Genomic DNA, 25,070 nt, shown 5'->3' with positions numbered 1-25,070 from the left:
GGTGCGCGGCGCCGGCGCCGGTCCCCTCGAAACGGCGCCGGACGAACGGCTCCCCGGCCGTTCACCCAAGGGCGGCCCGCGACGTCACCACGCCCCGGAGACCGGGCGCTGCCGCAGTTCGGCCACCCGCCGGTACAACTCCGCCGCCTCGGTCCCCCGCCCCAACTGCTCCAGACAGTGCGCCTCGTCATTGCGGCTGGCCAGCGCGTCGGGATGACCGGCGCCGAGCACCCGCTCCCGTGCCCCCGCCACCACCCGGTACTCCGCGAGAGCGTCGCCCCACCGCCCGAGCCATCCGAGCCCGACGGCCACCTCCCGGCGGCTCACCAGGGTGTCGGGGTGGTCGGGTCCGAGCACCCGCTCCCGGACGGCGCACACGTCGCGGGACTCGGCGAGCGCCTCCTCCCACCGGCCGAGCCGCCCCAGGTTCACCCCGAGGCCGTGCCGGGCACGCAGCGTCTCGGGATGGGCGGGGCCGTGGACGCGGATCCGGTCGTCGATCAGGCCCCGGTACAGCTCCAGTGCCTGCACGCTGCGTCCGAGCCTGCCGAGGCTGATGCCGACCTCGTAGCGGGCGGCGAGCGTGTCGGGATGGTCGGGCCCGAGCGCCTGCGCCCGGGCCCCGGCGACCTCCCGATAGGTGTCGAGCGCCTCCGGCCACTTCCCCAACTGGCCGAGTGCGTAAGCGACTTCGTACCGCGTGACGAGCGTGTCGGGATGGTTGGCGCCGAGCACCCGCGCGCGGGCCGCGGCGACGTCGCTCGCCATCCGGTACGAGTCCTCGAGCCGCCCGAGCCTGCTGAGGTTGAAGGCGAGGTTGTGGCGGCAGCGCAGGGTGTCCGGGTGGTCGGGCCCCATGGCGCGCTCCCGGGTGGCGAGTACGGTCGCGTACACCTGGTGCGCCTCGAAGTGACGCCCCAGCCGGCCCAGTACGTACGCCGTCTCCTGCCGGGTGGCCAGCGTGTCCGGGTGGTCGGGGCCGAGCACCGCCTCCCTGATCCGGGCCACGTGGGTGTACTCGCGCAGCGCGTCGGCGGGGCGGCCCGTGCGGCTGAGGGTGAAGCCGACCTCGTAGCGGCTGGCCAGGGTGTCGGGGTGGTCGGGCCCCAGGGCGTGCTCGCGTTCCGCGGCGACGGCCCGGTGCACCTCGCCGGCCTCCTCCCAGCGGCCCAGCCGTCCCAGGCTCAGCCCCGCGTTGTGGCGGCCGGTGAGCGCGGCCAGCGCCTCCGGTGCCGGGGTGGGCCGCCCGGCGGGCACCGGCTCCCGGGCCCCGCGGGTGTCGGTGCGGGCGATCCAGTCGCCGGTGAGGCCCGCGGCGGCGTCCGGCGGTGTGGCGCGCGGCCCGGCCCAGGTCCCGGTCGCCTTGTGGCCGGTGGTCATCCCCCGGGTCCAGGACGGCAGTCGCGCCTCACGGGAGACGGGCCGCTGCGTCGCACGATCCCGCAGGGGAGCCGGCACCACGGTCGGCACGTACTCGGGCGTGCCGCGGCCGGCGCCGATCCGCCGCCCCAACTCACGGGCGTCGTAAGGACGTTGTCCGGGCTCCTTGGCCAGCAGGTCGAGGATGATCCGGTCCATGTACTCGGGCAGTTCGGCCCGGTGGACGCGCGGCGGCTCGGGCGGTGTGTCCCGGTGCCCGACGAGGACCGCCCACGCGTCGTCGAGGTCGAACGGCGGGGCCCCGGTGGCGATCTCGTACAGCACGCAGCCGAAGGAGTAGAGGTCGCTGCGCCGGTCGACCTCGGAGCCGCCGATCTGTTCGGGCGACATGTAGTGCGGGGTGCCCATGGCGATGCCGGTGCCGGTGAGGCGGGAGGTGAAGCCGATGTCGTGGCCGAGGCGGGCGATGCCGAAGTCGCAGATCTTCACCGTGCCGTCGTCGAGCCGCATGATGTTGGCGGGCTTCAGGTCCCGGTGCACGATGCCCTGCCGATGGGTGTAGGCGAGGGCGGCGGAGACCTGCTCGGCGACTTCCACGATGTCGGCGACGGGCAGCGGATGCTGCTTGTTGTCCTCCAGGAGCTGGCTCAGGTTGCGTCCGTCGAGCAGCTCCATCACCAGGTACAGGAGGCCGTCGGACTCGCCGAAGTCGTGGACGACGGTCACCCCGCGGTGCTGGAGCCCCGCGACCACCCGGGCCTCGCGGCGGAACCGCTCCCGCAGCACACCGGTGAACGAGTGGTCGTGGCCCTGGCCCAGCGGTTTGAGGCACTTGACGGCGACCTGTCTGCCCAGCGACTCGTCCCGGGCGCGCCACACCTCGCCCATGCCGCCTCGACCGATCAGGTCGAGCAGTCGGTACCGGCCCTGGATGAGTCTGGTGTCCCCCATCTGCCGCGATCGCCCCCGTCGTCCGGACCCGCCCTCCCCTGGCCCGTCCAGTATGACGAGCTATGGTCCGACTTTGTACGGTGCGGGGCGCGAGCCGGGGCCGAGCCGTGACATGGCGCGGATAATGTGTTTGGGCGGCAGTTGCCAGCGCAGACGTGCGGGAACGCAGCGCAGTACGGTGCCCGTGAGACGCAGCCGCCGGGTCACGGCCCGGGGTGACCGTACGGATCTTCCGTACAACTCATGGGCGTACGGCGGCAGTGAGGCGTACGCGGACTGCGCCACCCAGCGCCACAGCAGTGCGCGGGCCGGGACCAGCAGGGGGTGGACGGGCGGCTCGCGCAGGAAGGCGTCGACGTCCCGCGCCTCCGGTCCGGCGGCCAGTTCCGGCCGCACCCTTTCGAAGTACGCGGCCAGTTCCGCCTGGTCGGACGGTACGTCGGCGGGGTCGAGGCCGACCAGGCGTGCGCTGACGCGGTGTTCGCCGACGTACCGGTCGGCCTGCGCGTCCGTGAGCGGAAGGCCGGATCGGCGCAGGACGTGCAGATAGGAGTCGATCTCGGCGCAGTGCACCCACAGCAGCAGCCCGGGTTCGTCGATGCGGTAGCGCTCCCCGGTGCCGGGGTCGGTCGCCGTGAGCAGTGCGTGGATCCTCCGCACCCCGGCGCCGGCCTTCTCTGCGGCCTCGGCCGTCCCGTACGTCGTGGTGCCGACGAAGTGGGCCGTGCGCCTCAGGCGGCCCCAGGCGTCCTTGCGGAAGTCGCTGTTCTGCATGACGCCGCGCACCGCGCGCGGGTGCAGTGCCTGGAGGTAGAGCGCGCGGACCCCGGCGACCCACATCATGGGGTCGCTGTGCAGCTGCCAGGTCACGGAGCCGGGGCCGAACAGGCCCGGGTCCCCCGGCCGCCCGCCCGCCGCGTCCCCGGCATCGGTGCGCTCCACGTCCACACCACCAGTGTGACCAGGATTCCCGGCCGGTACCAGCGGGCTCACCCCCACACCTTCACCTTACAAGGGAAAACTTATACGCGTTCATCTTGCACACGGTCACTTAATCTCTATAGCCTTACGGTTGTAAGTCAAGTGGGCGGTGCGGTCCGGTGAACGAACCGGACGGTCGAACCCGGTCGATCCCAGGGGCGCACAGTCCCTCCCCGGAAGGAACACCCCCATGAACGCGCAGCTCACGTCAGAGCCGCAGACGGTGGGCGAGGCCGCTCCCGGGCCGTTCGCCTCCTTCGTCCGGTTCGTGGTCTGCGGCGGTGGTGTCGGGGTTCTGGCCGGCGGCGCGGTGGCGGCGCTGGCCGGGGTGATGCCCTGGGTCCTGGCGAACGCGGTGATCACCCTCGTGTCGACGGTCCTCTGCACGGAGTTGCACGCACGCTTCACCTTCGGGACCGGGAAGCGGGCCGGATGGCGCCGCCACCGGCAGTCCGCCGGGTCGGCCACGGCCGCCTACGCGGTGACCTCCGCGGCGGTGCTCGTCCTGCACCTGGTGCAGTCGGCGCCCGGCGCACCGACCGAGCAGCTCGTCTACCTCGGCGCGTCCGGGCTCGCGGGGGTCGGACGTTTCCTGGTGCTGAGGCTGTTCGTCTTCGCGGCCGGCCCCGGGCAGACGACGCGCGACAAGGCCGCCTGCGGGCCGCTCGCCGTCCGGGCCGTGACCCCGGTGACCGTCGCCCCGGTGTCGCTCGCGCGCACGCCTCGTTCGCCGCTGGTGCTCGCGGCCGGGGCGTGAGCGGCCGGGGCCGGCGGTCGTGTCGGAGCCGGCGGCTTCGTCACGTCCGGAACGCCGTGGGCGCCGTTGCCACGGTGGTCGGTCCCCTCGGCCGGCGCGCCAACGCACTCGTCAACGCCGCACCCGTGGCATCCCCAGGCCGATCCACGCGATGATCTCGCGCTGGATCTCGTTGTTGCCGCCGCCGAAGGTGAAGATGACGGCCGAGCGGTAGCCGCGTTCCAGTTCGCCGTGCAGCACCGCGCCCGCCGAGCCGTCCTTGAGGACTCCCGCGACGGCGACGACCTCCATGAGCCAGGCGTAGGCGTCCCGGCGGGCCTCGGAGCCGTACACCTTGACCGCGGAGGCGTCCTGCGGGGTGAGGGTGCCCTCCTGGACGGCGTTGACCATCTGCCAGTTGAGGAGTTTCATCGCGTCGAGCTTCGTGTGGGTGCGGGCCAGGGTCCGGCGCACCCACGGCAGGTCGACGACCCGGCGGCCGTCGGCGAGCTTGGTCTCCATGGCCCAGCGCTGCACGTCGTGCAGGGCGCGCACGGCCATGGTGCCGTGGGCGGCGAGGGTGACGCGCTCGTGGTTGAGCTGGTTGGTGATCAGCCGCCACCCCTTGTTCTCCTCGCCGACACGGCGGGAGGCGGGGACGCGGATGTTCTCGTAGTAGCTGGCGGTGGTGTCGTGCGAGGCGAGGGTGTTGATGAGCGTGCAGGAGTAGCCGGGGTCGGAGGTCGGCACGAGGAGCATGGTGATGCCCTTGTGCGGCGGGGCGTCGGGGTCGGTGCGGACAGCGAGCCAGACCCAGTCGGCGGTGTCGCCGTTCGTGGTCCAGATCTTCTGCCCGTCGACCGTGTAGTGGCCGGTCTCCGTGTCGCCCTCCCTGACCGCCCTCGTCCTGAGGGCGGCCAGGTCGGTGCCCGCGTCGGGTTCGCTGTAGCCGATCGCGAAGTCGATCTCGCCGGAGAGGATCCTCGGCAGGAAGTACGCCTTCTGCTCGTCCGTGCCGAACCGCATGATCGTGGGCCCCACGGTGTTGAGCGCCATCAGCGGCAGCGGTACGCCGGCCTGGGCGGCCTCGTCGAAGAAGACGAACTGCTCCATCGGCGTCAGGCCGCGTCCGCCGTACTCCTTCGGCCAGCCCACACCGAGCCATCCGTCGGCGCCGAGCCGGCGGACGGTGTCGCGGTAGAAGCGTTTCTGTGCGGCCGGCCCGTCGTACCGGGAGTGCACGTCGTCCGGGACGAGTCCGGCGAAGTAGGCGCGCAGTTCGGTGCGCAACCGCCCCTGCTCCGGGGTGTATTCGAGGTGCACGGCGCCTCCCTGGCTCTCCTGGCCACGGCCCGGGCGACCCGGACCCGACGGCGCACACCGTAGAACGTGTTCCAGAAATTGGGAATGCCGGTGACGTGCCCGAGCGGGTCAGCGCAGCAGGGAGAGGAATTCCGAGCAGGCGTCGGCGCAGTCGCGGCAGGCCTGCCCGCCCTCCTCGCAACCGGGGCTCCGGTCGAAGACCTGGGCGGTCTCCAGGCATATGGTGCGGCACCACTCGACCTGGACGCGCATCACGTCCTCGGACTGCGTGGCCTGTTCGGCGAGGAGACGGCACGTGGTGTCGCAGACCTCCGCGCAGAGGATGCCCTTGCGCCGGATCAGCCGCTGCTCCTCGGGTCCGTCGAGGTCGGCGAGGCTCGCCCGCAGGGCGCAGGCGCGTGCGCACTCGGTGCAGGCCTGCGCGCAGGCGAACCGGTCCTCGAGGAATCGGACGAGTTCCCGCAACTCCGTTACTGACACAGCGGTCGGGTAGCCGGAGACCGCCGCACCAAACCCGCGGGGCACGCAGGCGGGTCCGCAGTGGCCGGGTATGTCGAAGTTATTGACGCGGCCATGCTCACGCTCTACGTTCTGACCGGCCCATCGAACCTCGTTCGAAATACCGCTCACCCCATGGGACCGCAGGAACGCGTCATCTAGGAGAGCCGCACATGATCACGCCAGACGGACCCACCTCACGCCGGAGCCTGTTGCGGGCGATGGCCGCCCTGCCCGCCTCCGCCCTTGCCGCGGGCGCGCTGCCGGGCCTGCTCGGCTCGGCCTCGGCGGCGGCGCCGCCCGGCGGTTCCGCCACCCGCTACACCATCGTGCCGTTCCTCAACAGCAACGACGGCACCGTGAACGTCTACCAGTCGGACGACGCGACCGACTTCCGGCTCCTCAAGGCGTCCGCGTACACCCCGCCCACGGGCCGCATCCGCGACGCCAGCATCTTCAAGCACACCGACGGCTACTACTACATCACCTACACCACCCACACCTGGCAGGACACCAGCACCACCATCGGTTTCGCCCGCAGCGCGGACCGGTCCAACTGGACGTTCCTGTACGACCACACCGTCCCCCTCGCCGGCCTGTCGCGCGCCTGGGCGCCGGAGTGGTTCGTCGACAGCGACGGCAGCGTGAACATCCTGGTGTCCTGCTCGACCGCCGCCGACGAGTGGACCTTCACCCCGTACCGTCTGCGGGCCACCAACTCGGCCCTGACGAGCTGGAGTCCACCCGTCGCACTGTCCGGCATCGGCGCCAACCACATCGACACGTTCGTGGTGAGGGCCGGCTCGACCTACCACGCCTTCACCAAGAACGAGACGACGAAGTACATCGAGTACGCGACGGCCGGCGCACTCTCCGGGCCGTACACCATCAGCCGGACCGGGAACTGGGCGGGCTGGGGCGGTACACGGGAGGGCGCCGCGCTGATCCAGCTCGACAACGGCGCCTGGCGGATCTTCTTCGACGGGTACGGCGACGGCACCTACTACTACAGCGACAGCTACGACACCTTCGCCACCTGGAGCGCGCCCCGGGCCCTGCCCGCGGTCTCCGGTACCGCGCGCCACTTCACGGTGGTCAAGGAGACGGTCCCCGGCGGGGTGAGCCTGCCGACGGGGGTCACACGTTCGCTGCGGTCGGGCAACTTCACCACCCGCTACTGGCAGGACCAGTCCGCCCTGCTGAACCTGCCCGTGGTGACCGCGGCCGGCACGGCCGCGGAGAAGCAGGCGTCCACGTTCACCGTCGTGGCCGGTCTCGCCGACGGGAACGGCCGCTCCTTCCGCAACGCGGCCGGGAACTACCTGCGGCACTGGGACTTCCGGGCCCGCTTCGACGCGAACGACGGCTCGTCCACGTTCGCCAGGGACGCCACCTTCGTCGCCCGGACCGGCAGCGCCGGTGGCTCCGTACGCCTGGAGTCGTACAACTATCCCGGGTACTACCTGCGCCACTACAACTACCAGCTCCGTGTGGACCCGTCGGACGGCACCGACATCTTCCGGCAGGACAGTTCGTTCGTGGCGGTGACCGCCTGGGCCTGACCGGGGCGTGTCCGGCGGCCGGGCGAACCTCCATGGGGGAAAAGAGGTCCGTCCGGCCGCCGGGGGTCGGCGCGCCCATGGGCGGGGTCCGGGCCGGCGGCGCCGGGTGGGGCCGGAGCCGTCAGCCGGGGTCGGGACTTCCTGACGCCCCGTGCGTTCGAGCTGCCGGACATGGGTCACGCTGATGAACCGGAACGTATGCGGAAAGCGCTTTCCAGTCAACGCTTCCCGTAGCGCGCATCCGGCCAACTCCGCCCGGCGCGGGGTCAGGCACTCCGGCGGTACGGCGGCGCCCGTCCGCATCCCGGCCCGGCCGTCCGGTGAACGGAACCGGCCGTGTGTAATGGGAGGTCAGACACCGATCCACCAGGAGGATCCATGGCGGACGACCGACCCAGACTGCTGTTCGTGACCGACCTGGCGTACCAGGCCAAGGGGCGGCGGTACTGCGACGAGGACATCTTCCTCACCTCCCGGCTCCGCGCGGACTTCGACCTCGCGCTGTGCCATCCGCTCGACGCCGCCGCGCTGATGGACCGCGCCGGCTTCGACGCGGTCGTGGTCCGCAACAGCGGGCCCGTCCTGCACCACCAGGCCGCGTACGACGACTTCCGCGCGCGGGCCCTCGCACGCGGGGTCCCGGTCTGTACGCAGCTGACGGGCAAGGGGGACCAGGTCGGGAAGCAGTACCTCGTCGACCTCACCGCCCAGGGCTTCCCCGTGATCCCGACCGTCGACCGTTCCCAGGACCTCGGGCTGCTCCCCGAGGTGGCCGAGTACGTGGTGAAACCGAAGCTCGGCGCGGACTCGGCGGGCCTGGAGTTCGTCCCCCGGGAGCGGCTGCGGACCCTCGTCCTCGACGAGGGCCCCGGTGTGCTCGTCCAGCCGCGGGTCGACTTCCGGTACGAGGTGTCGTTCTACTACGTCGACCACACCTTCCAGTACGCCCTGTACGCGCCCCGGCCCGACCGCCGCTGGCAGCTCGAACGGTACGGACCGACCGCCGCCGACCTGGAGTTCGCCGACCGGTTCATCGCCTGGAACGACATCGACCACGGCATCCAGCGCGTCGACGCCTGCCGTGCCCCGGACGGCGGGCTGCTGCTGGTCGAACTGGAGGACCTGAACCCGTACCTGTCCCTGGACCTCCTCGACGACGCGACCCGTGACTCCTTCGTGGCGAGTCTGAAGGCATCGCTCCACCGCCTGCTCGACCGGGCCTGACGGCCGCCGTACGCGTACGGGTACGAGGGCGCGAGAGGGCCGACCAGGCATGCCACGGACAACGGACGTCCGCGGGACCGCTCTTGACACGTCCGGACCGGATCGCTTTACTCCATCCAACGCCAGCCGAGCACCTGGCGCGAGAGGGACGCCCAGCCGGTAGACGGTCCACGCACCGAGAGCCCGGACAAAGTCGCCAGGACGGCCGCACAGCGGCGGAATCCGAGGCGGGGACGTACCCCCCGGTCCCTGGAGCTCACCATGTTCCTCCCCCGCCCCGCCACCTCGTCCGGTGACCGCGTGAGCGTGTCCGGCCTCCAGGAGCCGACCCCTTCGCACGCGCGGCGCCGCACCCGCTGACCGCCCCGGCGCCGTGCCGCGCGCCGGGGGCCTCCCGCAGCGCCGGTGGAGCCGGTGAGCCGGTGGCGGCGCGCGTCACTCCACCGCACCTCGCCTCTTCTCATCGAACCGCGCCTCACCGCACCTCACCGTCGGTCGTGCGGTGGCGCGGCGCCTCGGACGACGTCCCGTATACCGCACGTACCGCAGCACGCACGTATCGCATCACGCACGTATCCCTGGGGGCTCAGATGGCCGCAGCACATCGTCCGAGCGGCACTTCCGCACGACCGACGCGCCGCACCGTGCTGCGCCGGGGTGCGGCGGTGGCGGGAGGAGCCGCGGCGGCCGCCGTGTCGGCGTGTGCGGGACCGGGGGACGGTGTCGACGCCGACGGCCGGGTCAGGATCGAGGTGTGGCACGGGCAGACCGACACCGGACGTGCGGCGATGGAGGACCTGACGGCGGTCTTCAACCGGACGCATCCGCGCATCCGGGTCGACCTCGGCGGCGGGGTCCTGGCGGACGCGATGCTGCAGAAGATCACCGCCGCCCTCGCCTCCGGTTCGTTCCCCGACATCGCCTACGTCTTCGGTTCCGACCTGGCGAGCGTCGCGCGCAGCCCCTCCGTGGTCGACCTGACCAGCACGTTCCACTCCGGTCCCGTGCCCTGGAAGGACTTCTGGGCGCCGGCCCGTGACGCGGTCACCCTCAACGGCCGGGTGCGGGCGGCCCCCGCGCTCATCGACTCGCTGGCCGTCGTGTGCAACAAGAAGCTCTTCCGGGACGCCGGCCTGCCGCTGCCCCGCCCCGGCTGGAGCTGGGACGACTTCACCCGGACGGCGGCCGCGCTGACCGACCGGCGGCACGGGGTCTTCGGCACCGGCTGGCCCGGCGTGGGCGACGAGGACACCGTGTGGCGGCTGTGGCCGATGATCTGGGACCTCGGGGGCGACGTCGTCACCCCGGACGGCCGGCGCGTCGGTTTCGAGGACACCGGTCTCAGGGCCCTGCGGACGGTGGAGGCCCTCGTGCGGACGCGGAGCGTCTACGTCGACGCCAAGACCGGCAGCGAGCAGATGTACCGGCTCTTCCTCTCGGGCCGTATGGGCATGGCCGTCACCGGCCCGTGGCAGCTCCCCGACATCCGGCAGGCCAAGGTCGATTACCACGTCGTACCGCTGCCGAGCTACAGCGGCCGGCCCATCACCATCTCCGGGCCCGACACCTGGACCGTCTTCGACAACGGCGCCGCCCGTGTCGAAGCGGCCCGCACCTTCGTGACCTGGCTGTCGCGGCCCGCCCAGGACGTGCGGTGGGACATCCAGGCGGGCAGTCTGCCCATGAGCCGCAGCACACAGGCCCTGCCGCGGTGGCAGGAGCAGGAGGACAGCGTCCCGGGCCTGCACGTGTTCACCAAGACCCTGGAATCGGCGCGGGTGCGCCCGGTGCATCCGGCGTACCCGCAGATCTCGCAGTCCCTCGGCCAGGCGATCACCGCCGTGCTCCTCGGCCGCAGCTCCCCCGCCGAGGCCCTGCGCGACTGCGTGGAAGAGGCCGGCGCCGCCCTGCTCATCCCGCGTTGAGAGGATCCGCCATGCCCCGCCTGCCCACTCCCCCGACGCTCCCGGACCGGGGCGGCAAGCGCAGTCCCCGCACCCGGCCGCGGCCCCTGCTCGGCAAGGGCGGCGCGGCCCCCGGCAGCCCGCCCGGCCGTCGTACCCCACGGGGACGGATGCGGCGCGAGACGGCGACCGCCTGGGCGTTCGTCGCGCCCTCCGTCCTCGTCATCCTCGGACTGAGCGTGGTCCCCGTGCTCTGGTCACTGCTCCTGTCCTTCCAGGCCGACGACCTCGTGACCCCGAGCCGGTGGGTCGGTCTGGACAACTACCGTGCTCTGGCGCAGGACCCCCACTTCGACCAGGCGGTGCGCAACACGATCGTGTACACGGCGCTCTACGTGCCGCTGAGCATCGGCGCCGGGCTGTTCCTCGCCCTCGCCCTGAACCGGCGCATCCGGCTGGTCGGGCTCTACCGGACGATCGTCTTCGTGCCGTTCGTCATCTCGGCCGCGGCCCAGGGGGTGCTGTTCTCCTTCATCCTCGACCCGGAGTTCGGGGCGGCCAACGCCGTGCTGGACGCGTTCGGCATCTCCCCCCAGGGCTTCTTCAACGATCCGGGCCAGGCGCTGTTCGCCCTGCTGGCGATCTCCCTGTGGAGCGGCACCGGCTTCTGCGTGGTGGTCCTGCTGGCGGCCCTGCAGGACGTCCCGCCCTCCCTCGTCGAGGCGGCCCGGCTCGACGGGGCAGGGCGCCTGCAGCTGCTGCGCCATGTCGTCCTGCCCTCGCTCACCCCCGTCATGGTCTTCCTCCTGCTGTGGCAGGCCATCACCTCCCTGCAGGTCTTCGACCTCGTCTACGTCACGACGAAGGGCGGTCCGCTGGGTTCCACCACGGTGATCGTCTACTTCATCTGGGAGCAGGCGTTCAAGAACTTCACGGCCGGTTACGGCGCCGCGGCGGCGTACACCCTGGCCCTCGCGCTGCTGATGCTCGCCGTGGTCCCCCGGCTGGCGCGGGCCCTGCGTGGGCGGACCCGCCCGGACCGGGCCCCCACGGACCGGACCCGCTCGGACCGGCGCCTCGAAGGAGCCGCACGATGACGACCGCATCCTCCACGCCCACCGTGTACGCCGACTCCGCGGCCCGCCCGCCCGCCGGGCCCGCCGGATCTGCCGGGCCCGCCGCGGGAGCGGACCGGCGTCGCGGCCGGCTGCCGTTCAGCCCCTGGCACCTGCTGCTCGCCCCGCTCTGTCTGGTCTTCGCGGTCCCGCTGGTCTGGCTGCTGCTCAGTTCCGTCATGAGCGACGCCGAGATCAACCGGTTCCCGCCCGCGCTGTGGCCGTCGGGGATCGACCTGGACGGCTACCGGTACGTGATCGGCAACGCGATGTTCCCCCGGTGGTTCGCCAACTCGCTGATCGTGTCGCTCACCGCGGTGGCGTCCAACCTGCTGCTCGGCTCCCTGGGCGGGTACGCCTTCGCCCGTATGCGGTTCGCCGGCTCCCGGGTGCTGCTCACGCTCATGCTCGCGACGATGGCCGTACCGTTCCAGCTGACGATGATCCCGACGTTCCTGGTCATGAAGCGGCTGGGACTCATCGACACGCTGGGCGCGCTGATCGTCCCCTCGCTGGTCACGCCGTTCGCGGTGTTCCTGCTGCGCCAGTTCTTCCTGTCGCTGCCCAGGGAGCTGGAGGAGGCGGCCTGGCTCGACGGCTGCTCACGGCTGGGCGTGCTCTTCCGGATCGTGCTGCCCCTGTCCCGGCCCGCGCTCAGCACCGTGGCCGTGCTGACGTTCCTCACCACGTGGAACGACCTGACCTGGCCGCTGATCGCCATCAACCACGACACCCAGTACACCCTGCAGCTGGGCCTCACGACGTTCCAGGGACAGCACCACACCAGGTGGTCCGCGGTCATGGCGGGCAACATGATCACCGTGCTGCCCGTGCTGCTGGCGTTCCTGTTCGCGCAGAAGACGTTCATCCAGTCGATCACGTCGAGCGGCCTCAAGGGATAGCCCGTACCCGGCCACTGCCCGCCGGAGCCGCCGTCCGGTGGCCGACGGCGGCCCTGCCGTCCACACCCGCGCACCCGCCACCCCCCTCCCAGGAAGATGTATGCCGCACACCTTCGGCCTGCCGGCCGTCGGGGACGCCGACCCCGATGTCGTTCCCGGCCCGCTCGGCGCACCGCTCGCCCTCGGGCAGCACCGGCGACTCGCCGACGCCGGATTCGTCGCCGCGCACCTGCGCGGTCCGTCCACCGCCCGTGCCCACGGCGGCCCTCCCTCCCGGCCCACCCGGAACGAAGCCGTGGCCGCCCCCGCAGACAACGGAAAGAACCTCTGATGACCCTCGGCACGACTCCCGGCACGGCCTCCGCCGCGGCCCCTGGCACACCCCCCGCCGCTCCGAAGATCGCGTTCATCGGCGCGGGCAGCGTCGTGTTCACCCAGGGCCTGCTGGCCGACCTGCTGGCCTTCCCCGAACTGCGGGGCGCCCACATCGCGCTGCACGACATCGACACCGACCGCCTCGCCACCGCCGAGGGAGCGGCCCGGCAGATCGCGGACCGGATCACCCCGGCCGGCACCTCCCGCCCCCGGGTGACCGCGCACCTGGAGCGGCGCGCGGCTCTCGAGGACGCCGACTTCGTCATCAACATCGTGCAGGTCGGCATGGGGGACGCCACCCGGACCGACTTCGACGTCCCCCAGCGCTACGGACTGCGGCAGACCATCGGCGACACGCTGGGGATCGGCGGCATCTTCCGCGCGCTGCGGACCTTCCCCGTGCTCAGGTCGCTCGGTCAGGACATCGCCGAGGTCTGCCCGGACGCCTGGCTGCTGAACTACACCAACCCCATGGCGATGAACGTCCAGTACCTGACCCGGGCCACCGGGCTGACCCGCGTCGTGGGACTGTGCCACTCGGTGTACTGGACCATCCACGACCTGGGCGAACTGCTCGGCGTCCCGCACGAGGAGATCACCTACCGTGCCGCGGGCGTCAACCACCAGGCATGGGTGCTGCGCCTGGAGCACCGGGGCACCGACCTCTACCCGCTCCTCGACAAGCTGATCGCGCAGGACCCGCAGCTGCGGCGCCGGGTCCGCGTCGACATGTACCGGCGCCTCGGTTTCTACCCGACCGAGACGAGCGAGCACTCCTCCGAGTACGTGCCCTGGTACCTGCACCACGACAGCGAGGTCGAACGGCTCCGGCTGCCGATCGGCGCCTACCTCGGCATCGTCGACGAGAACGTCGCGGCCTACGAGCACACCCGCCAGGCGCTCGCCACGGGGACGCCCCTCGCGGTCGAGGGCACCATGGAGTACGCCCCGCAGATCATCCACAGCATCGTGACGGGCACACCGCGCACCGTGTACGGCAACGTCCCCAACCACGGTCTGATCGACAACCTCCCGGCCACCGGCACCGTGGAGGTGCCCTGCCTGGTGGACGGTTCGGGGGTCCAGCCGACCAGGATCGGACCGCTGCCCGCGCAGCTGGCCGCCCTCAACCGCGCCTACCTCGGCATGAACGAGCTCGTGGTCCGCGCCGCCCTGGAGGACGACCCCCGGTCCGTCCGCCAGGCGGCCATGGCCGATCCCGCCACCGCCGCCGCCCTGCCGGTCGAACGCATCTGGGACCTGTGCGACGACATGGTGCGGGCCCACGCGGACCTCCTCCAGCCCGGTCTGCGCGCCACCCTCGGTCACTGACCCGCGCACTGCCGCGGACCGGACGTGCGATCCGGTCCGCGGCTTGCCGTCCGGGTGTCGTCACTGGTTGAGCGTCGTTACTGCGTGGACGTCGTCACTGGTTGAGCGTCATCATGGAACCGGCCCGGCGCAGCATGCCCTGCAGCTGGTCGACGGGACGCTCCTGCTCGCCGTGCAGGGCGTTGAGGACGACCAGGCACCCGGTCAGCGCCGGCACGACGAACTGCGCGCAGGCGAGCTGGCGCTGGGCCCTGTCGAGGTCGATGGGATGCTGTGCGGCCTTCTGCGCGTCCTGCGGATCGGAGGAGGAGGCCAGTTCGACCTTCTTGCCCAGGACGCGGGTGTAGGCGGTGGCTGCGAGGGCCGCGCCCGTCAGGAGGGTCTTGGCCGTCGTGGAGGCGGCCACGCCCTTCTGGCCGACCACCCGGTGGGCGTTCACCATGAGGAGCCCGCCGCTGCCGAACAGGTGCACGCCGATGGCGGCGGCGTTGACCGGCGTCCACTTCGCCCAGCCGGACGAGGAGATACGCGCCCGGTCCATGCCCGTCCCGCCCTCGCTGCGCGCCGCGCCGTTGAGACCGACCGCGCCCATCAGGGTGCCGCCGAACCAGGCGGCCAGCCCCACGTCGTGCAGGCTGCGGATCACGGTGTGACGTCCGGACATGACGATGCTCCTGGGTGCTGGGAGGGACCGAGCCGGTGCGCCGGTCGGACTCCATCCACCCTCACCCGGCTCCCCTGCCGCCGCCATCGCAACTGGGCCGGACGGTACGGCTACGTGTGCGCCCGCGGCTCAGCCCTCAGGTCGGCGAGGTCGCCGAACATGTGGGACGTATGGGGGGTGAGTCCGGTGACGAGCCGGAACGCCGCGGCCGCTTCGTTCACCAGGACGCCGCCGGCATCGAGGACCCGGCAGCCGAGCGCATCGCCCGCGCGCAGAAGCGGGGAGTGGACCGGATCACCGTGCGCGTCGAATATCCACAGGTCCTTGTGCAGGGCTTCGTACAGCGACGCGCCCTGACCTCCCGTACCGCTGGACGGCAGTGTGTTGACGAGGCCGTCGGCCCCCCGCAGCCGCGCGGCGAGTTCTTCGGCGGGGAAGGCCTCGGCCCAGTGGTGTCCGGTGCTCCGGTTGAGCTGCTCGGCCAGAGCGCGGGCGCGGTCGGGAACAGGGTCCGTGACACAGAGGTGTGCTGCCTTCTGCTCGCGCAGAGCATGCGCGACGGCGATTCCGGCAGCGCCTGTTCCGATCTGCACCACCCGGGTGAGGGGGACCCCGGGCAGGCCCCGGGCCATGGCCGCGGCATGGCCGGCGACGTCGGTGTTGTGTCCGACCGTCCGGCCGTCCCGGGTGAACACGATGACGTCGACGGCCTGCAACCGGGCCGCCGACCCGGACAGTTCGTCGAGATGGGGTGCCACGGTGTGGCGGTAGGGGGCGGCGACACCCAGACCGGCGAAGCCGAAGGTGCGGCAGGTCCGCAGGAGTCCTGGCATGCCCTTGCCGCGGAAGACCTGTCCGTCGGCGTCCACACGGCGGCAGAGGTAGCGCAGGTGGTGGCGGCGCGCCTCCCGCTCATGCAGATCGACGGCCAGTGATCGCCCGGTGTCCGATCCTATGAGCCCGACGAGGTAGGAACTCTGGGCCATGACGGCTCCATCTGGATTATGTACGAACTGGTTCGTTATGAATACCAGCAGAGGGTCGCCACGGGAAGGGCGTGGAGCGGGCCGGCTCGGTCACGGGCCTTCGAGGGTCGTACCACCTCGCGCGCGGGCGCTTCGGGACGCCGGTGGCGGTGCGCCGCCGTATGCCGCGCCGCCCCTGGTCACAGCCCCAGGTACACCTCCCTGACCCGGGGGTCGTGGCTGAGTTCCGCGGAGGTGCCGTTCATGGCGGCCGCTCCGTTCTCCATGACGATGCAGTGGCTGGTCACACCGAAGGTGAGTTTGGCGTTCTGCTCCACCAGCAGCAGGCTCAGACCTTCCTCCCGGAGTTTCAGCAGGACGTCCAGGATGCTGCCGACGAGCTTGGGGGACAGCCCCATGGAGGGTTCGTCCAGGACGAGCAGCCGCGGCCGGGTCATCAGGGCCCTGCCGATCGCGAGCATCTGCTGCTGCCCGCCGGACAGCGCGCCGGCGAGCCGCTCGCGCATCTCCTCCAGCACGGGGAACAGGGCGTAGACCTCGTCGAGCTGACGGTGGGTGTCCTTGTCCCAGGCGCGTGAGTACGCGCCGAGGAGCAGGTTCTTCTCCACGGTCAGGCCGGGGAAGACATGCCGCCCCTCCGGGACGTAGCCGATGCCGTGGCGCACCATGTCGCGGGCCTTGACGCGGGTCAGGTCGTGGTCGCCCAGGCGGATGCGGCCGCTGCTGCGGGGGACGAGTCCCATGAGTGCCTTGAGTGTGGAGGTCTTGCCCGCCCCGTTGGCGCCGATGATCCCGACGGACTGGCCCGGCTCGACGGTGAAGCCGATGGAGGTGACGGCGCGGACGCCGCCGTAGTGCACGCTCAGGTCCTCCACCGTCAGGCGCTGGACGGTGTCGGCTCCGCTGATCTTCATGGGGTGGCCTCCTTCGCACGGTCCGGCCGCGCGGCGGGCGGGGGTGTGCCGAGGTCGAGTTCGGCCAGGTCGGAGTCGCCGAGGTAGGCCTCGACGACCTCCGGTGCGGACACGACCTCCCGGGGGGTGCCCTCCGCGATGACCCTGCCGCCGGACAGGACGGTGACCTTCTCGCACAAGGACATGACCAGGCCCATGTTGTGTTCGATGAGGATCACGGTGGTTCCGCTGTCGCGGATGGAGCGGACGATGCGGATGAGCTGCTGCACCTCGCCGCCGTTGAGGCCGGCCGCCGGTTCGTCGAGCAGGAGCAGCCGCGGACGGGCCGCCATGGCGCGGGCGATCTCGATACGGCGCTGGATGCCGTAGGGCAGCGAGGAGGGGTCGGCTTCCGCGAAGTCGGCGAGTCCGTAGCGTCGGAGGATCTCGTCGGCCCGGGCGCGCAGCCGGCGTTCGCGTGCGAGGACGCCGGGCTGCCAGAGGGCGTACTGCCAGACGGTGTACGTGCGGGTGCGGTCGAGGGCGACGAGGATGTTCTCCCGGACGGTGAGCTGTCCGAACAGGCGCAGGTTCTGGAAGGTGCGGGCCAGGCCCGCCAGGGACAGCGTGTAGGGGCGGGCGGTGGTGGTGTCGGAGCCCGCGAAGCTCACGGTTCCGGCCGTCGCGCGGTAGAAGCCGCTGATGACGTTGAACAGGGTGGTCTTGCCGGAGCCGTTGGGGCCCACCACTCCGCGGATCTCGTCCTGCCGCACGGTGAGTGTCACCTCGTCCAGCGCCCGCAGCCCGCGGAACTGCTTGGTGACGCCCTGCACGGAGAGGAGCACGCCGTCCTGTGCGGGCCGGTCCTCGACGGCGTACGGGGTGAAGGGGCGCAGTTCCGCGCGCGGGGACTGCCGGGCGCGGCGGCGTTCGTACAGGGTGCGCAGCCGTGCGGGTACGCCGGCCAGGCCGGTGGGTGCGAAGACGACCATCAGGACGACGACCACGCCGTAGCCGAGCTGGGCGTAGGTGGAGAAGTCCGACAGCCACTCCCGGACCATCGTCAGGCCGATGGCGCCCACGACGCAGCCCACCAGGGAGCGGCGGCCGCCGATGACCACCATGGCCAGCAGGATGAACATGTTGGCGATGGAGAAGGTCTCGGGTGCCACGTAGCGGATGAGGCCGGCGTAGAGGACGCCGGCCAGACCGCCGTAGAGGCTGGCGAGCAGGAAGGCGGTCATGCGCAGGAACGGGATCTCGGCGCCCATGGCTCCCGCCGCCAGCGCGTCGTCGCGCATGGCGCGCAGGCGGCGGCCGAGCGAGGTGTGGACCACGAAGAGGCCGAAGAGGAGGGCCACGCCGAAGACGACGGCTTCCAGGTAGTAGTAGAGGTACTCGCTGGAGAGGTCCACGCCGGGCAGGGTGGGGACCGGGATGCCCGAGATGCCGTCGGCACCGCCGGTGATACCGGCGTTGGTGATCCAGTTGATGAAGCCCAGGGCGAGGCCGAGGGTGACGATGCCCAGGTAGTGGGACTGCATGCGCAGGGCGGGGACGCCGACGAAGAGGCCGACGACGACGGTGGCCAGGACGGCGAGCAGGGCCGAGAGCCAGAAGCCGTGGCCGTAGTGGGTGGTGAGGATGGCCACGGCGTAGGCGCCCACACCGAAGAAGGCGACCTGGGCGAGGTTGATCTGGCCGGACACCCCCATGGCCAGGCCCATGCCGATGGCGAGCAGGGCGTAGATCAGGGCGATGTTGACGACGTGGATGGTGTAGCCGCCCAGGCCGTAGGGGAGCGCCCAGGCGGCGAGGACGAGGACGCCGGTGGCGGCGAGACGGGACTTCATGCGCGACTGACCGTCCTTTCACCGAAGATGCCCATGGGCCGGATCATGATCGCGATGGTGAAGACCAGGAAGGTGACCAGGACCGAATAGCCCTGGAAGTGGCCGGCGGCGTAGGAGTCGAGGACACCGATGGCGACGCCGCCGACCACCGCGCCGTGGATGGAGCCGAAGCCGCCGAGCATCGCCGCGGCGAAACCCTTGATGCCGAGCGCGCCGCCGAGTGAGGCGTCGACGTAGAGCATGGGGCCGACCAGCCCGCCGGCGAGGGCGGCCAGGCCCGCGCCGATGGCGAAGGCGAGCGCGTTGCTGCGGCCGACGTCGATGCCGACGGCGGTGGCCGCCTCGTGGTCCATGGCGACGGCCTGCATGGCCGCGCCGCGCTTGGTGCGGGACAGGAAGAAGGCGAGAGCGACGACGGCGAGTGCGGCGACGGCCATGACCAGGAGGTCGTAGGTGCGGATCCGGATCCCGAGGACGTCCAGGGGTGCGGACTCCAGGGGTGAGGGAACGGCGCGGCCGGTGGTGCCCCAGATGATGATGGCGAGGGCCTGCAGGACGATGCCGAAGCCGATCGTGCCGATCAGCATCAGGTCGAAGTCCTTGTTCTCCAGGGGGCGCAGGACGCGTTCGATGACCAGGCCGATGGCGCCGGTGATGACGATGGCCAGCACCATGGCGACGACGAACGGGAGTCGGGAGGTGAGGTAGAAGGTGGAGGCGGCGTAGGCGCCGATCATGGCGATGTCGGCGTGGGCGAAGTTGACCAGGCCCATGGTGCGGTAGACCAGGGAGAAGCCCATGGCGACCAGGGCGTAGACGGCGCCGAGGCTCAGGCCGCCGACGAGGGTCTGAAGGGTGTCCTGCACGTCGTTCTCACTTCTGCTCGACGAGCTTGCCGTCCTGGATGACACCGATGGTCGTCGCGGTGATGCCGACGCCGTCGGCGCCGAACTCGAACGTTCCGAGCAGTCCGTCGTACGTGGTGGCGCGGATGGCGTCGGCGAGCTTCTTGCCGGTGGCGACATCGCTGTTCTCGAGGGCGGTGAGGAGGATGTTCGTGCCGTCGTACGCCTTGGCGCCGTGCAGTTCGGCCTCCTCGCCGTAGGCCGCCTTGTACGCGGCGGCGAACTTCCGGGCCGCGGGGCTGATGTCGTTGCCCAGATAGGGGGAGCTGACGATGGTGCCCTCGGCGGCCTTCTTGCCCGCGGTGTCGATGAACACCGGCGTGCCCTGGGGGGCGGCGCCGGCGAACGGAACGGTGATGCCGAGGTCGCGGGCCTGCTTGACGATGAGGCCGGCCTCCACCTCCTCGGAGCCGATGAAGACGACGTCGGGCTTCTTGGAGCGGATCTTGGTGAGCGCGGCGCTGAACTCCTTCTGGTCGGTGGTGACGACCTGGTCGGTGACGGGAGTGACACCGAGATCCTTGGCCGCCTCGGCGAAGGCGTCGTGCTCGCCCTTGCCGAAGGAGCCGTTGTTGGTGATCATCGCGATCTTCTTGTGGCCCTTGTCCTGGACGAGGTGCTTGGCCAGGGTGCTGTCGTAGGTGGTGCTGGTGGGTCCGTTCAGGAAGAGGAACGGGCTCTTCTGGTCCACGAGGGCGTCGGCCTGGCCGGAGGTGATGTTCGGTATGCCGGCCTGCTTGAGCACGGGTGCCATGGCGATGGTGACCGCGCTCTCCGCGGTACCGATCATCGCGATGTAGTTCCCGCTGTCGATCTTGCGAGCCAGGTTGGTGCCGGTGGTCGGGTCGCCCTGGTCGTCGAACGACTTCATCTCGATCCTGCGCCCGTCGATGCCGCCCTTCTTGTTCCACTCGTCGATGGCGAGCTTGGCGCCCTTGTGCTCCCAGTCGCCCAGCGAGGAGAGCTGCCCGCTGCGGGCGTTGACGACGGCGATCTTGACGGGGCCCGAGTCGGACCGGGTGTCGTCGTCGGACTCGCCCGGGGCGCTGCAGGCCGTCAGGGCGGTGGCCAGGGCGACCGCCGCGACGAGTGCGGTGCCGGGGACGCGGGGACGGGGTGTACGGCTCATGCGGGTCACCTCGTGGGAGACGTGGGTGGGCGGTGACGGCGTGGGGGAGGCGACGCGTTCTCGCCGGCCCGGCCGTTGTGCGGTCGGCGGGGTCGGTGCGGTGGTGCCGGGTCAGACGGTGTCGGCCGGGAAGTGTCCGGCGTAGATGTCCTTGATGTTCCAGTGCCCGGGGGTGGGGACCGGTTCGTTGACCATGGGCACGTCCAGCACCGCGGGGCGGCGGCGGGCGACGGCGTCCTCCAGGGCCTTGCGCAGTTCCGAGGGGGTGGTGACGGTGTAGCCGTCGGCGCCGCAGGACTCGCCGTACCGGGCGAAGTCGGGGCTGTAGGGCCGGCCTTCGGCGTCGGTGAACTCGCAGCCGTAGGAGCGCCCGAAGGACGAGGTCTGCAGGTCTGCGATGGTGCCGTGCGCCCGGTTGTTCATGACCACGAAGATGACGGGCGCGCCCTGTTCTACGGCCATCGGCACGGCCGGCAGCTGGGCGCTCATGCCGCCGTCCCCGATGAGGGCGACCACGACGCGGTCGGGCCGGGCGATCTGCACCCCCACCGCGGCGGCAGGACCGAAGCCCATGGTGGAGGCGCCTCCCGGGGTGATGAAGCCTCCCTGGTCGGGCAGTTCGTAGCACTGGGCGACGCCGTTCTTGTTCCAGCCGACGTCGGTGACGAGGACGGCGTCGTCGGGAAGGGCGTCGCGCAGGTCCGCCAGGATGCGCTGCGGGCGCAACGGGAAGTCGTCGCTGCGTCCGGCCTCCCGTGCCGCGTCGAAGACGGCTCTGCGGGCGGCGGCGACGGTCTCCCGCAGACCGGGGCGGGTGACGGCGGTGGTCTGCCGGGTCCGGACCGCCGTGCCGATCTTCTGCAGTGCGAGCTGCACGTCGGCGACGGCGCCGATGTGCACCGGGTAGTTGCGGCCGATCTCGGCGGGGTCGATGTCGATCTGGATGAGCCGGCTCGGCGGGAAGTTCCAGGTGTGGGTGGCGTCCCAGGAACTGGCGTCCGTCTCGGCGAAGCGGGTGGCCAGGGCGAGCACGACGTCGGCGCCCTTGGTGTGTTCGTGGGTGGTCTCCAGCCCCCAGAAGCCGGGCATGCCCAGGAGCAGGGGATGCCGGTCGGAGACGGCGCCCTTGCCCATGAGGGAGTGGGCGAGGGGGATGTCGAGATGCTCGGCCAGGCGGAGCAGTTCGCCCCGGGCGCCGGGGCCGCGCAGACCGCCGCCGAAGTAGATCAGCGGGCGCTCCGCTTCGAGCAGTGCTTCGGCGATCCGGTCGGCGGTGGCCTCGTCGAGTCCGGGCCGGCCGAGGTGGCCGGGCAGCGGATGGTCACCGGCGTAGGGCGTGACCTGCCGGTTGAAGAGGTCCATGGGGATGTTGACCAGTACGGTGCCCGGGCGTCCGCCGGTGGCGGTGAAGAAGGCCCGTTCGGTGACGCGCGGCAGGTCCTGTACGCGCTGCACCGCCCAGGTCCGCTTGCAGAAGGGCCGGTAGATGGCCGTCTGGTCGGCGTCGGCGTGGAGGTTGACCTCCTGGTGCGGGTGGCGGCCGTGGTAGTAGGAGGGGATGTCGCCGGTGATGACGACGAGCGGTACGGAGTCCAGGGCGGCGGTGGCGACGCCGGTGACGGCGTTCATCATGCCGGGCCCGACATGGGTGAGCAGGACGCCGGGGCGGCCGGTGGCACGGGCGTAGCCGTCGGCGGCGTGGGCGGCGGTCTGTTCGTGGCGGGCGATGACGAACTCGATCGAGCTCGGGCCGAGTGCGTCGAGGAGGGCGATGTTGGTGTGTCCACAGGTGCCGAAGACGTATTCGACGCCGTAGGACTCGAGCTGGGCGACGAGGGCCTCGGCGGCGTTCACGGTGGTCACGGGTTCTCCTTGGGCAGCTCGAGGCTGTCGCCCCAGACGGACAGGCCGCGCAGCATGAGGGTCTTGACGACGGTGTAGTCGTCGATGAGCCAGCGGGGGGCTTCACGGCCGAAGCCGGAGTCCTTCACCCCGCCGAAGGGCACATGGTCGAGGCGGAAGTTGGAGGAGCCGTTGACGACGAGGGCACCGACCTCCAGCCGCCGCCAGGCGGTCAGGACACGGGTGAGGTCGTGGGTGAACAGGCCGGCCTGCAGTCCGTACCGGCTGGTGTTGCACTGCTCGACGACGGCGTCGAAGTCGTCGTAGGGCATGACCGCCACCAGGGCGCCGAACACCTCCCGCACGACCACCGAGGCGTGCGGGGGCGGGCCGGCGACGATCGTGGGCGCGGCCGTGGCGCCGTCGCGGGTGCCGCCCCGGATCACGCTCGCGCCCAGGTGCTGCGCTTCCCGCGACCACGCCACCACACGCTCGGCCGCGTCCTCGTCGACCATGGAGCCGATGTCGGTGGTTTCCGCCAGAGGATCGCCCACGACCAGGTCGTCGACCGCTGCCGTGAAGGCGTCGAGGAACACGTCGTAGCGGCTGCGGTGGACGTAGACCCGCTGGACGGAGATACAGCTCTGGCCGGAGTTGCTGTAGCCGGTGCGTGCGCAGGCCTTGGCCGCCGCGGCGGCGTCGGCGTCCTGACAGACGATCGTGGCGGCGTTTCCGCCCAGTTCCAGGGCGAGTCGCTTGGCGCCGGCCGCGCGGGCCACCGCCGCTCCGGTCTCGGCGCTGCCGGTGAAGCTGATGACGCTCACCGCCTCGGCCCCGCACAGGGCGGCGCCCACCTCTCCCCCGCCGTGCAGCAGTTGGACCGCCTGGTGGGGCATGCCGCTGTCCAGGAGCAGCGCCACGACGGCGGCCGAGGTGGCCGGGGCCTGGGGCGGCGCCTTGACCAGGGTGGTGTTGCCCGCGGCGAAAGAGGCACCGAGCTTGTGCGCGAGCAGGTTGGCGGGTGCGTTGAACGGGGTGATGGCCACGGCCACGCCGGCCGGCGCCCGGTAGGTGAGGGCGGTGTTTCCGATGCCGGTGTCCCAGCCGGCCACCGGCAGGTTCTCGCCGTCGACGCGGCGGGCCTCGGCCGCGCACACGGCGAAGGTGGCGGCCACCCGGTCGATCTCGGCGCGGCTGTCCTTCAGCGGTTTGCCCAGTTCCAGGGCGAGGAGGCGGGCGAGCCGGTCACGGTGGGCGGTGGCGTTGCGCGCGGCGGCTTCGAGGATGCCGGCCCGGGCGGCGGGTGCGAGGTCGGCCATCTGCCGGGCGTAGCGGGCGGCCCGGGCGACGGCGGTGCCGATCTCGCCCGTCGTCGCGGTGGGCGCGCGGCTGACGGTACGCCGCAGGTAGGGACCGGTGCGTTCCAGCGGCGGGCCCTCGCCACCCCATGAGCCGGACAGATAGGGAAGAGCCTCGACCACGTCGTTCTCGTCGGCGGCTTTGAGGAGGTCTTGCAGCATCACATCTCCAGAAAAAACCATCTGATGGTTTCCATGGACTGCTCTGTGGACTGGCGTGTAACGTACGGGCGCCGAGAAGCCGTGGCAATAGGTCGGCGCCGGGAAGTTGAAATCAGCGATTTTCCAACACGGCGCCGCTGGTGAAAGCTGTCGCTCCAGGTGCCGCGCCCACTCACCGGGCCGCGGCGGTTGCCCACTCACGAAGGAGAGAACGTGGACACGGAGCAAGGACCGGGCGGGGGTGTACGCAGTGTGCGCCGCGCTCTGGACATCCTGTCGCTGCTGACCGAGGATCAGCCCACCGTCCCCCTGAAGGACATGGTCGACGCCACCGGACTGCCCAAGACCACGGTGGTGCGCCTGGTGCAGACCCTGGAGCAGTACGGGCTGCTGTGGGCGACACCGGGCGGCTACACGGCGGGCCCCGGTCTGTGGCGATGGGCCCACCTGGCACACGCCAGTTGGGAACTGCCGCCCGACACACAGAAGTTGCTGCGCGAGCTGGTCGACCGGCGGGGCGAGACGGCGAATCTCATGATCCGCCGCGACGTCCACCGCGTCTGCGTCGCCCAGCAGGAGAGCCCCCAGCCGCTGCGGCACGTGGTGCGGGTGGGCGACGAGCTGCCCCTGTGGGCCGGCGCCTCCTCCAAGGTGCTGCTCATCGGCGCCGTCGACGGTCTGCTGCAGAGGGTCGCCACCGGCTCGCCGCACGGAGTGGCCCACGTCGAGCAGCTGCGCCTGTGGGCAGAGGAGGCCGCCACCCGCGGGTACGCGGTCAGCCGCGGTGAACGCGATGTCGGCCTCACGGCCATCGCCGTACCGATCCGCACCCAGTCGGGAGTGGTGGTCGCCTCGCTCTCCCTGAGCGGTCCGAGCGCGCGCATCCCGGAAAGGGTCACCGAGCAGTTCGCGGGCGATCTGCTGGAGACGGCCGGGCGCATCGCGGACCAGGGCTTCCAGCACCCCTTGGGGCCGCGCACCTAAACCAGTACGCC

Annotated in this window: 21 protein-coding genes; 9 read left to right on the top strand and 12 right to left on the bottom strand. The window is 71.4% G+C overall.

Annotated features, from left to right (window positions below; all coding sequences use genetic code 11):
- Positions 1 to 84: 84 nt before the first annotated feature.
- Complete coding sequence (locus tag QFZ75_RS35940; protein ID WP_307543612.1) at positions 85 to 2,331, bottom strand: serine/threonine-protein kinase; 2,247 nt, start codon at positions 2,329 to 2,331, stop codon at positions 85 to 87.
- A 60-nt stretch (positions 2,332 to 2,391) separates the two neighbouring features.
- The gene (locus QFZ75_RS35935) at positions 2,392 to 3,174 is read right to left on the bottom strand and encodes an oxygenase MpaB family protein (RefSeq protein WP_307545024.1); all 783 of its coding nucleotides are present in this window, start codon (positions 3,172 to 3,174) and stop codon (positions 2,392 to 2,394) included.
- 328 nt (positions 3,175 to 3,502) lie between these two features.
- On the opposite strand from QFZ75_RS35935, the gene QFZ75_RS35930 reads away from it, so the two are divergent.
- Positions 3,503 to 4,069 carry a hypothetical protein gene (locus QFZ75_RS35930; RefSeq protein ID WP_307543611.1) on the top strand — a complete coding sequence of 189 codons (567 nt, stop codon included), beginning with the start codon at positions 3,503 to 3,505 and terminating at the stop codon, positions 4,067 to 4,069.
- 111 nt (positions 4,070 to 4,180) lie between these two features.
- Here the strand turns inward: QFZ75_RS35930 and QFZ75_RS35925 are convergent, their stop codons facing one another.
- On the bottom strand, positions 4,181 to 5,371 hold the full coding sequence (locus QFZ75_RS35925; protein WP_307543610.1) for an acyl-CoA dehydrogenase family protein: 1,191 nt from the start codon (positions 5,369 to 5,371) through the stop codon (positions 4,181 to 4,183).
- Between the two features lie 108 nt (positions 5,372 to 5,479).
- The gene (locus tag QFZ75_RS35920; RefSeq protein ID WP_307543609.1) at positions 5,480 to 5,851 is read right to left on the bottom strand and encodes a four-helix bundle copper-binding protein; all 372 of its coding nucleotides are present in this window, start codon (positions 5,849 to 5,851) and stop codon (positions 5,480 to 5,482) included.
- A gap of 191 nt (positions 5,852 to 6,042) precedes the next feature.
- Between QFZ75_RS35920 and QFZ75_RS35915 the strand changes: the two genes are divergently transcribed.
- The 7 genes from QFZ75_RS35915 to QFZ75_RS35885 all read left to right on the top strand — a co-directional run bounded on the left by QFZ75_RS35915 (position 6,043) and on the right by QFZ75_RS35885 (position 14,283).
- On the top strand, positions 6,043 to 7,431 hold the full coding sequence (locus QFZ75_RS35915; RefSeq protein WP_307543608.1) for an AbfB domain-containing protein: 1,389 nt from the start codon (positions 6,043 to 6,045) through the stop codon (positions 7,429 to 7,431).
- A 378-nt stretch (positions 7,432 to 7,809) separates the two neighbouring features.
- Entirely contained in the window at positions 7,810 to 8,655 is an 846-nt protein-coding gene (locus tag QFZ75_RS35910; RefSeq protein ID WP_307543607.1) for a hypothetical protein, read from the top strand.
- A 590-nt stretch (positions 8,656 to 9,245) separates the two neighbouring features.
- On the top strand, positions 9,246 to 10,580 hold the full coding sequence (locus QFZ75_RS35905; RefSeq protein ID WP_307543606.1) for an ABC transporter substrate-binding protein: 1,335 nt from the start codon (positions 9,246 to 9,248) through the stop codon (positions 10,578 to 10,580).
- An 11-nt stretch (positions 10,581 to 10,591) separates the two neighbouring features.
- A complete protein-coding gene (locus QFZ75_RS35900) occupies positions 10,592 to 11,656 on the top strand; it encodes a carbohydrate ABC transporter permease (protein ID WP_307543605.1) in 1,065 nt (354 codons plus the stop codon).
- Positions 11,653 to 12,576, top strand: coding sequence for a carbohydrate ABC transporter permease (locus QFZ75_RS35895; RefSeq protein ID WP_307543604.1), 924 nt, complete (start codon positions 11,653 to 11,655; stop codon positions 12,574 to 12,576). Before QFZ75_RS35900 ends, QFZ75_RS35895 begins: the two co-directional genes overlap by 4 nt.
- A 100-nt stretch (positions 12,577 to 12,676) precedes the next feature.
- The gene (locus QFZ75_RS35890; protein ID WP_307543603.1) at positions 12,677 to 12,907 is read left to right on the top strand and encodes a hypothetical protein; all 231 of its coding nucleotides are present in this window, start codon (positions 12,677 to 12,679) and stop codon (positions 12,905 to 12,907) included.
- Positions 12,907 to 14,283, top strand: a complete 1,377-nt coding sequence (locus QFZ75_RS35885; RefSeq protein WP_307543602.1) for an alpha-glucosidase/alpha-galactosidase — start codon at positions 12,907 to 12,909, stop codon at positions 14,281 to 14,283. Before QFZ75_RS35890 ends, QFZ75_RS35885 begins: the two co-directional genes overlap by 1 nt.
- A gap of 94 nt (positions 14,284 to 14,377) precedes the next feature.
- On the opposite strand, the gene QFZ75_RS35880 is transcribed toward QFZ75_RS35885, so the two are convergent.
- The 8 genes from QFZ75_RS35880 to QFZ75_RS35845 form a co-directional block, all read right to left on the bottom strand.
- Positions 14,378 to 14,947, bottom strand: coding sequence for a hypothetical protein (locus QFZ75_RS35880; RefSeq protein WP_307543601.1), 570 nt, complete (start codon positions 14,945 to 14,947; stop codon positions 14,378 to 14,380).
- 110 nt (positions 14,948 to 15,057) lie between these two features.
- Positions 15,058 to 15,933 (bottom strand): shikimate dehydrogenase, encoded by an 876-nt coding sequence (locus QFZ75_RS35875; protein ID WP_307543600.1) that lies wholly within the window; start codon positions 15,931 to 15,933, stop codon positions 15,058 to 15,060.
- Between the two features lie 179 nt (positions 15,934 to 16,112).
- Complete coding sequence (locus QFZ75_RS35870) at positions 16,113 to 16,847, bottom strand: ABC transporter ATP-binding protein (RefSeq protein WP_307543599.1); 735 nt, start codon at positions 16,845 to 16,847, stop codon at positions 16,113 to 16,115.
- On the bottom strand, positions 16,844 to 18,679 hold the full coding sequence (locus tag QFZ75_RS35865; RefSeq protein WP_307543598.1) for an ATP-binding cassette domain-containing protein: 1,836 nt from the start codon (positions 18,677 to 18,679) through the stop codon (positions 16,844 to 16,846). The genes QFZ75_RS35870 and QFZ75_RS35865 overlap by 4 nt, the downstream gene beginning before the upstream one ends.
- Positions 18,676 to 19,545: a branched-chain amino acid ABC transporter permease gene (locus tag QFZ75_RS35860; RefSeq protein WP_307543597.1), complete on the bottom strand. Its 870-nt coding sequence runs from the start codon at positions 19,543 to 19,545 to the stop codon at positions 18,676 to 18,678. The genes QFZ75_RS35865 and QFZ75_RS35860 overlap by 4 nt, the downstream gene beginning before the upstream one ends.
- Positions 19,546 to 19,552: 7 nt before the next feature.
- Positions 19,553 to 20,713 (bottom strand): ABC transporter substrate-binding protein, encoded by a 1,161-nt coding sequence (locus tag QFZ75_RS35855; RefSeq protein ID WP_307543596.1) that lies wholly within the window; start codon positions 20,711 to 20,713, stop codon positions 19,553 to 19,555.
- Between the two features lie 111 nt (positions 20,714 to 20,824).
- A complete protein-coding gene (locus QFZ75_RS35850) occupies positions 20,825 to 22,576 on the bottom strand; it encodes a thiamine pyrophosphate-binding protein (protein WP_307543595.1) in 1,752 nt (583 codons plus the stop codon).
- Positions 22,573 to 24,075, bottom strand: coding sequence for an aldehyde dehydrogenase family protein (locus QFZ75_RS35845; RefSeq protein ID WP_307543594.1), 1,503 nt, complete (start codon positions 24,073 to 24,075; stop codon positions 22,573 to 22,575). Before QFZ75_RS35845 ends, QFZ75_RS35850 begins: the two co-directional genes overlap by 4 nt.
- Positions 24,076 to 24,288: 213 nt before the next feature.
- On the opposite strand from QFZ75_RS35845, the gene QFZ75_RS35840 reads away from it, so the two are divergent.
- Positions 24,289 to 25,059 carry an IclR family transcriptional regulator gene (locus tag QFZ75_RS35840; RefSeq protein ID WP_307543593.1) on the top strand — a complete coding sequence of 257 codons (771 nt, stop codon included), beginning with the start codon at positions 24,289 to 24,291 and terminating at the stop codon, positions 25,057 to 25,059.
- Positions 25,060 to 25,070: the final 11 nt, after the last annotated feature.

The organism is Streptomyces sp. V3I8 (assembly GCF_030817535.1).
In the GTDB taxonomy this organism is placed as follows: Bacteria; Actinomycetota; Actinomycetes; order Streptomycetales; family Streptomycetaceae; genus Streptomyces.
The sequence above is the reverse complement of the archived record's forward strand: the minus strand, read 5'-3'. Positions and strand labels throughout refer to the sequence as shown.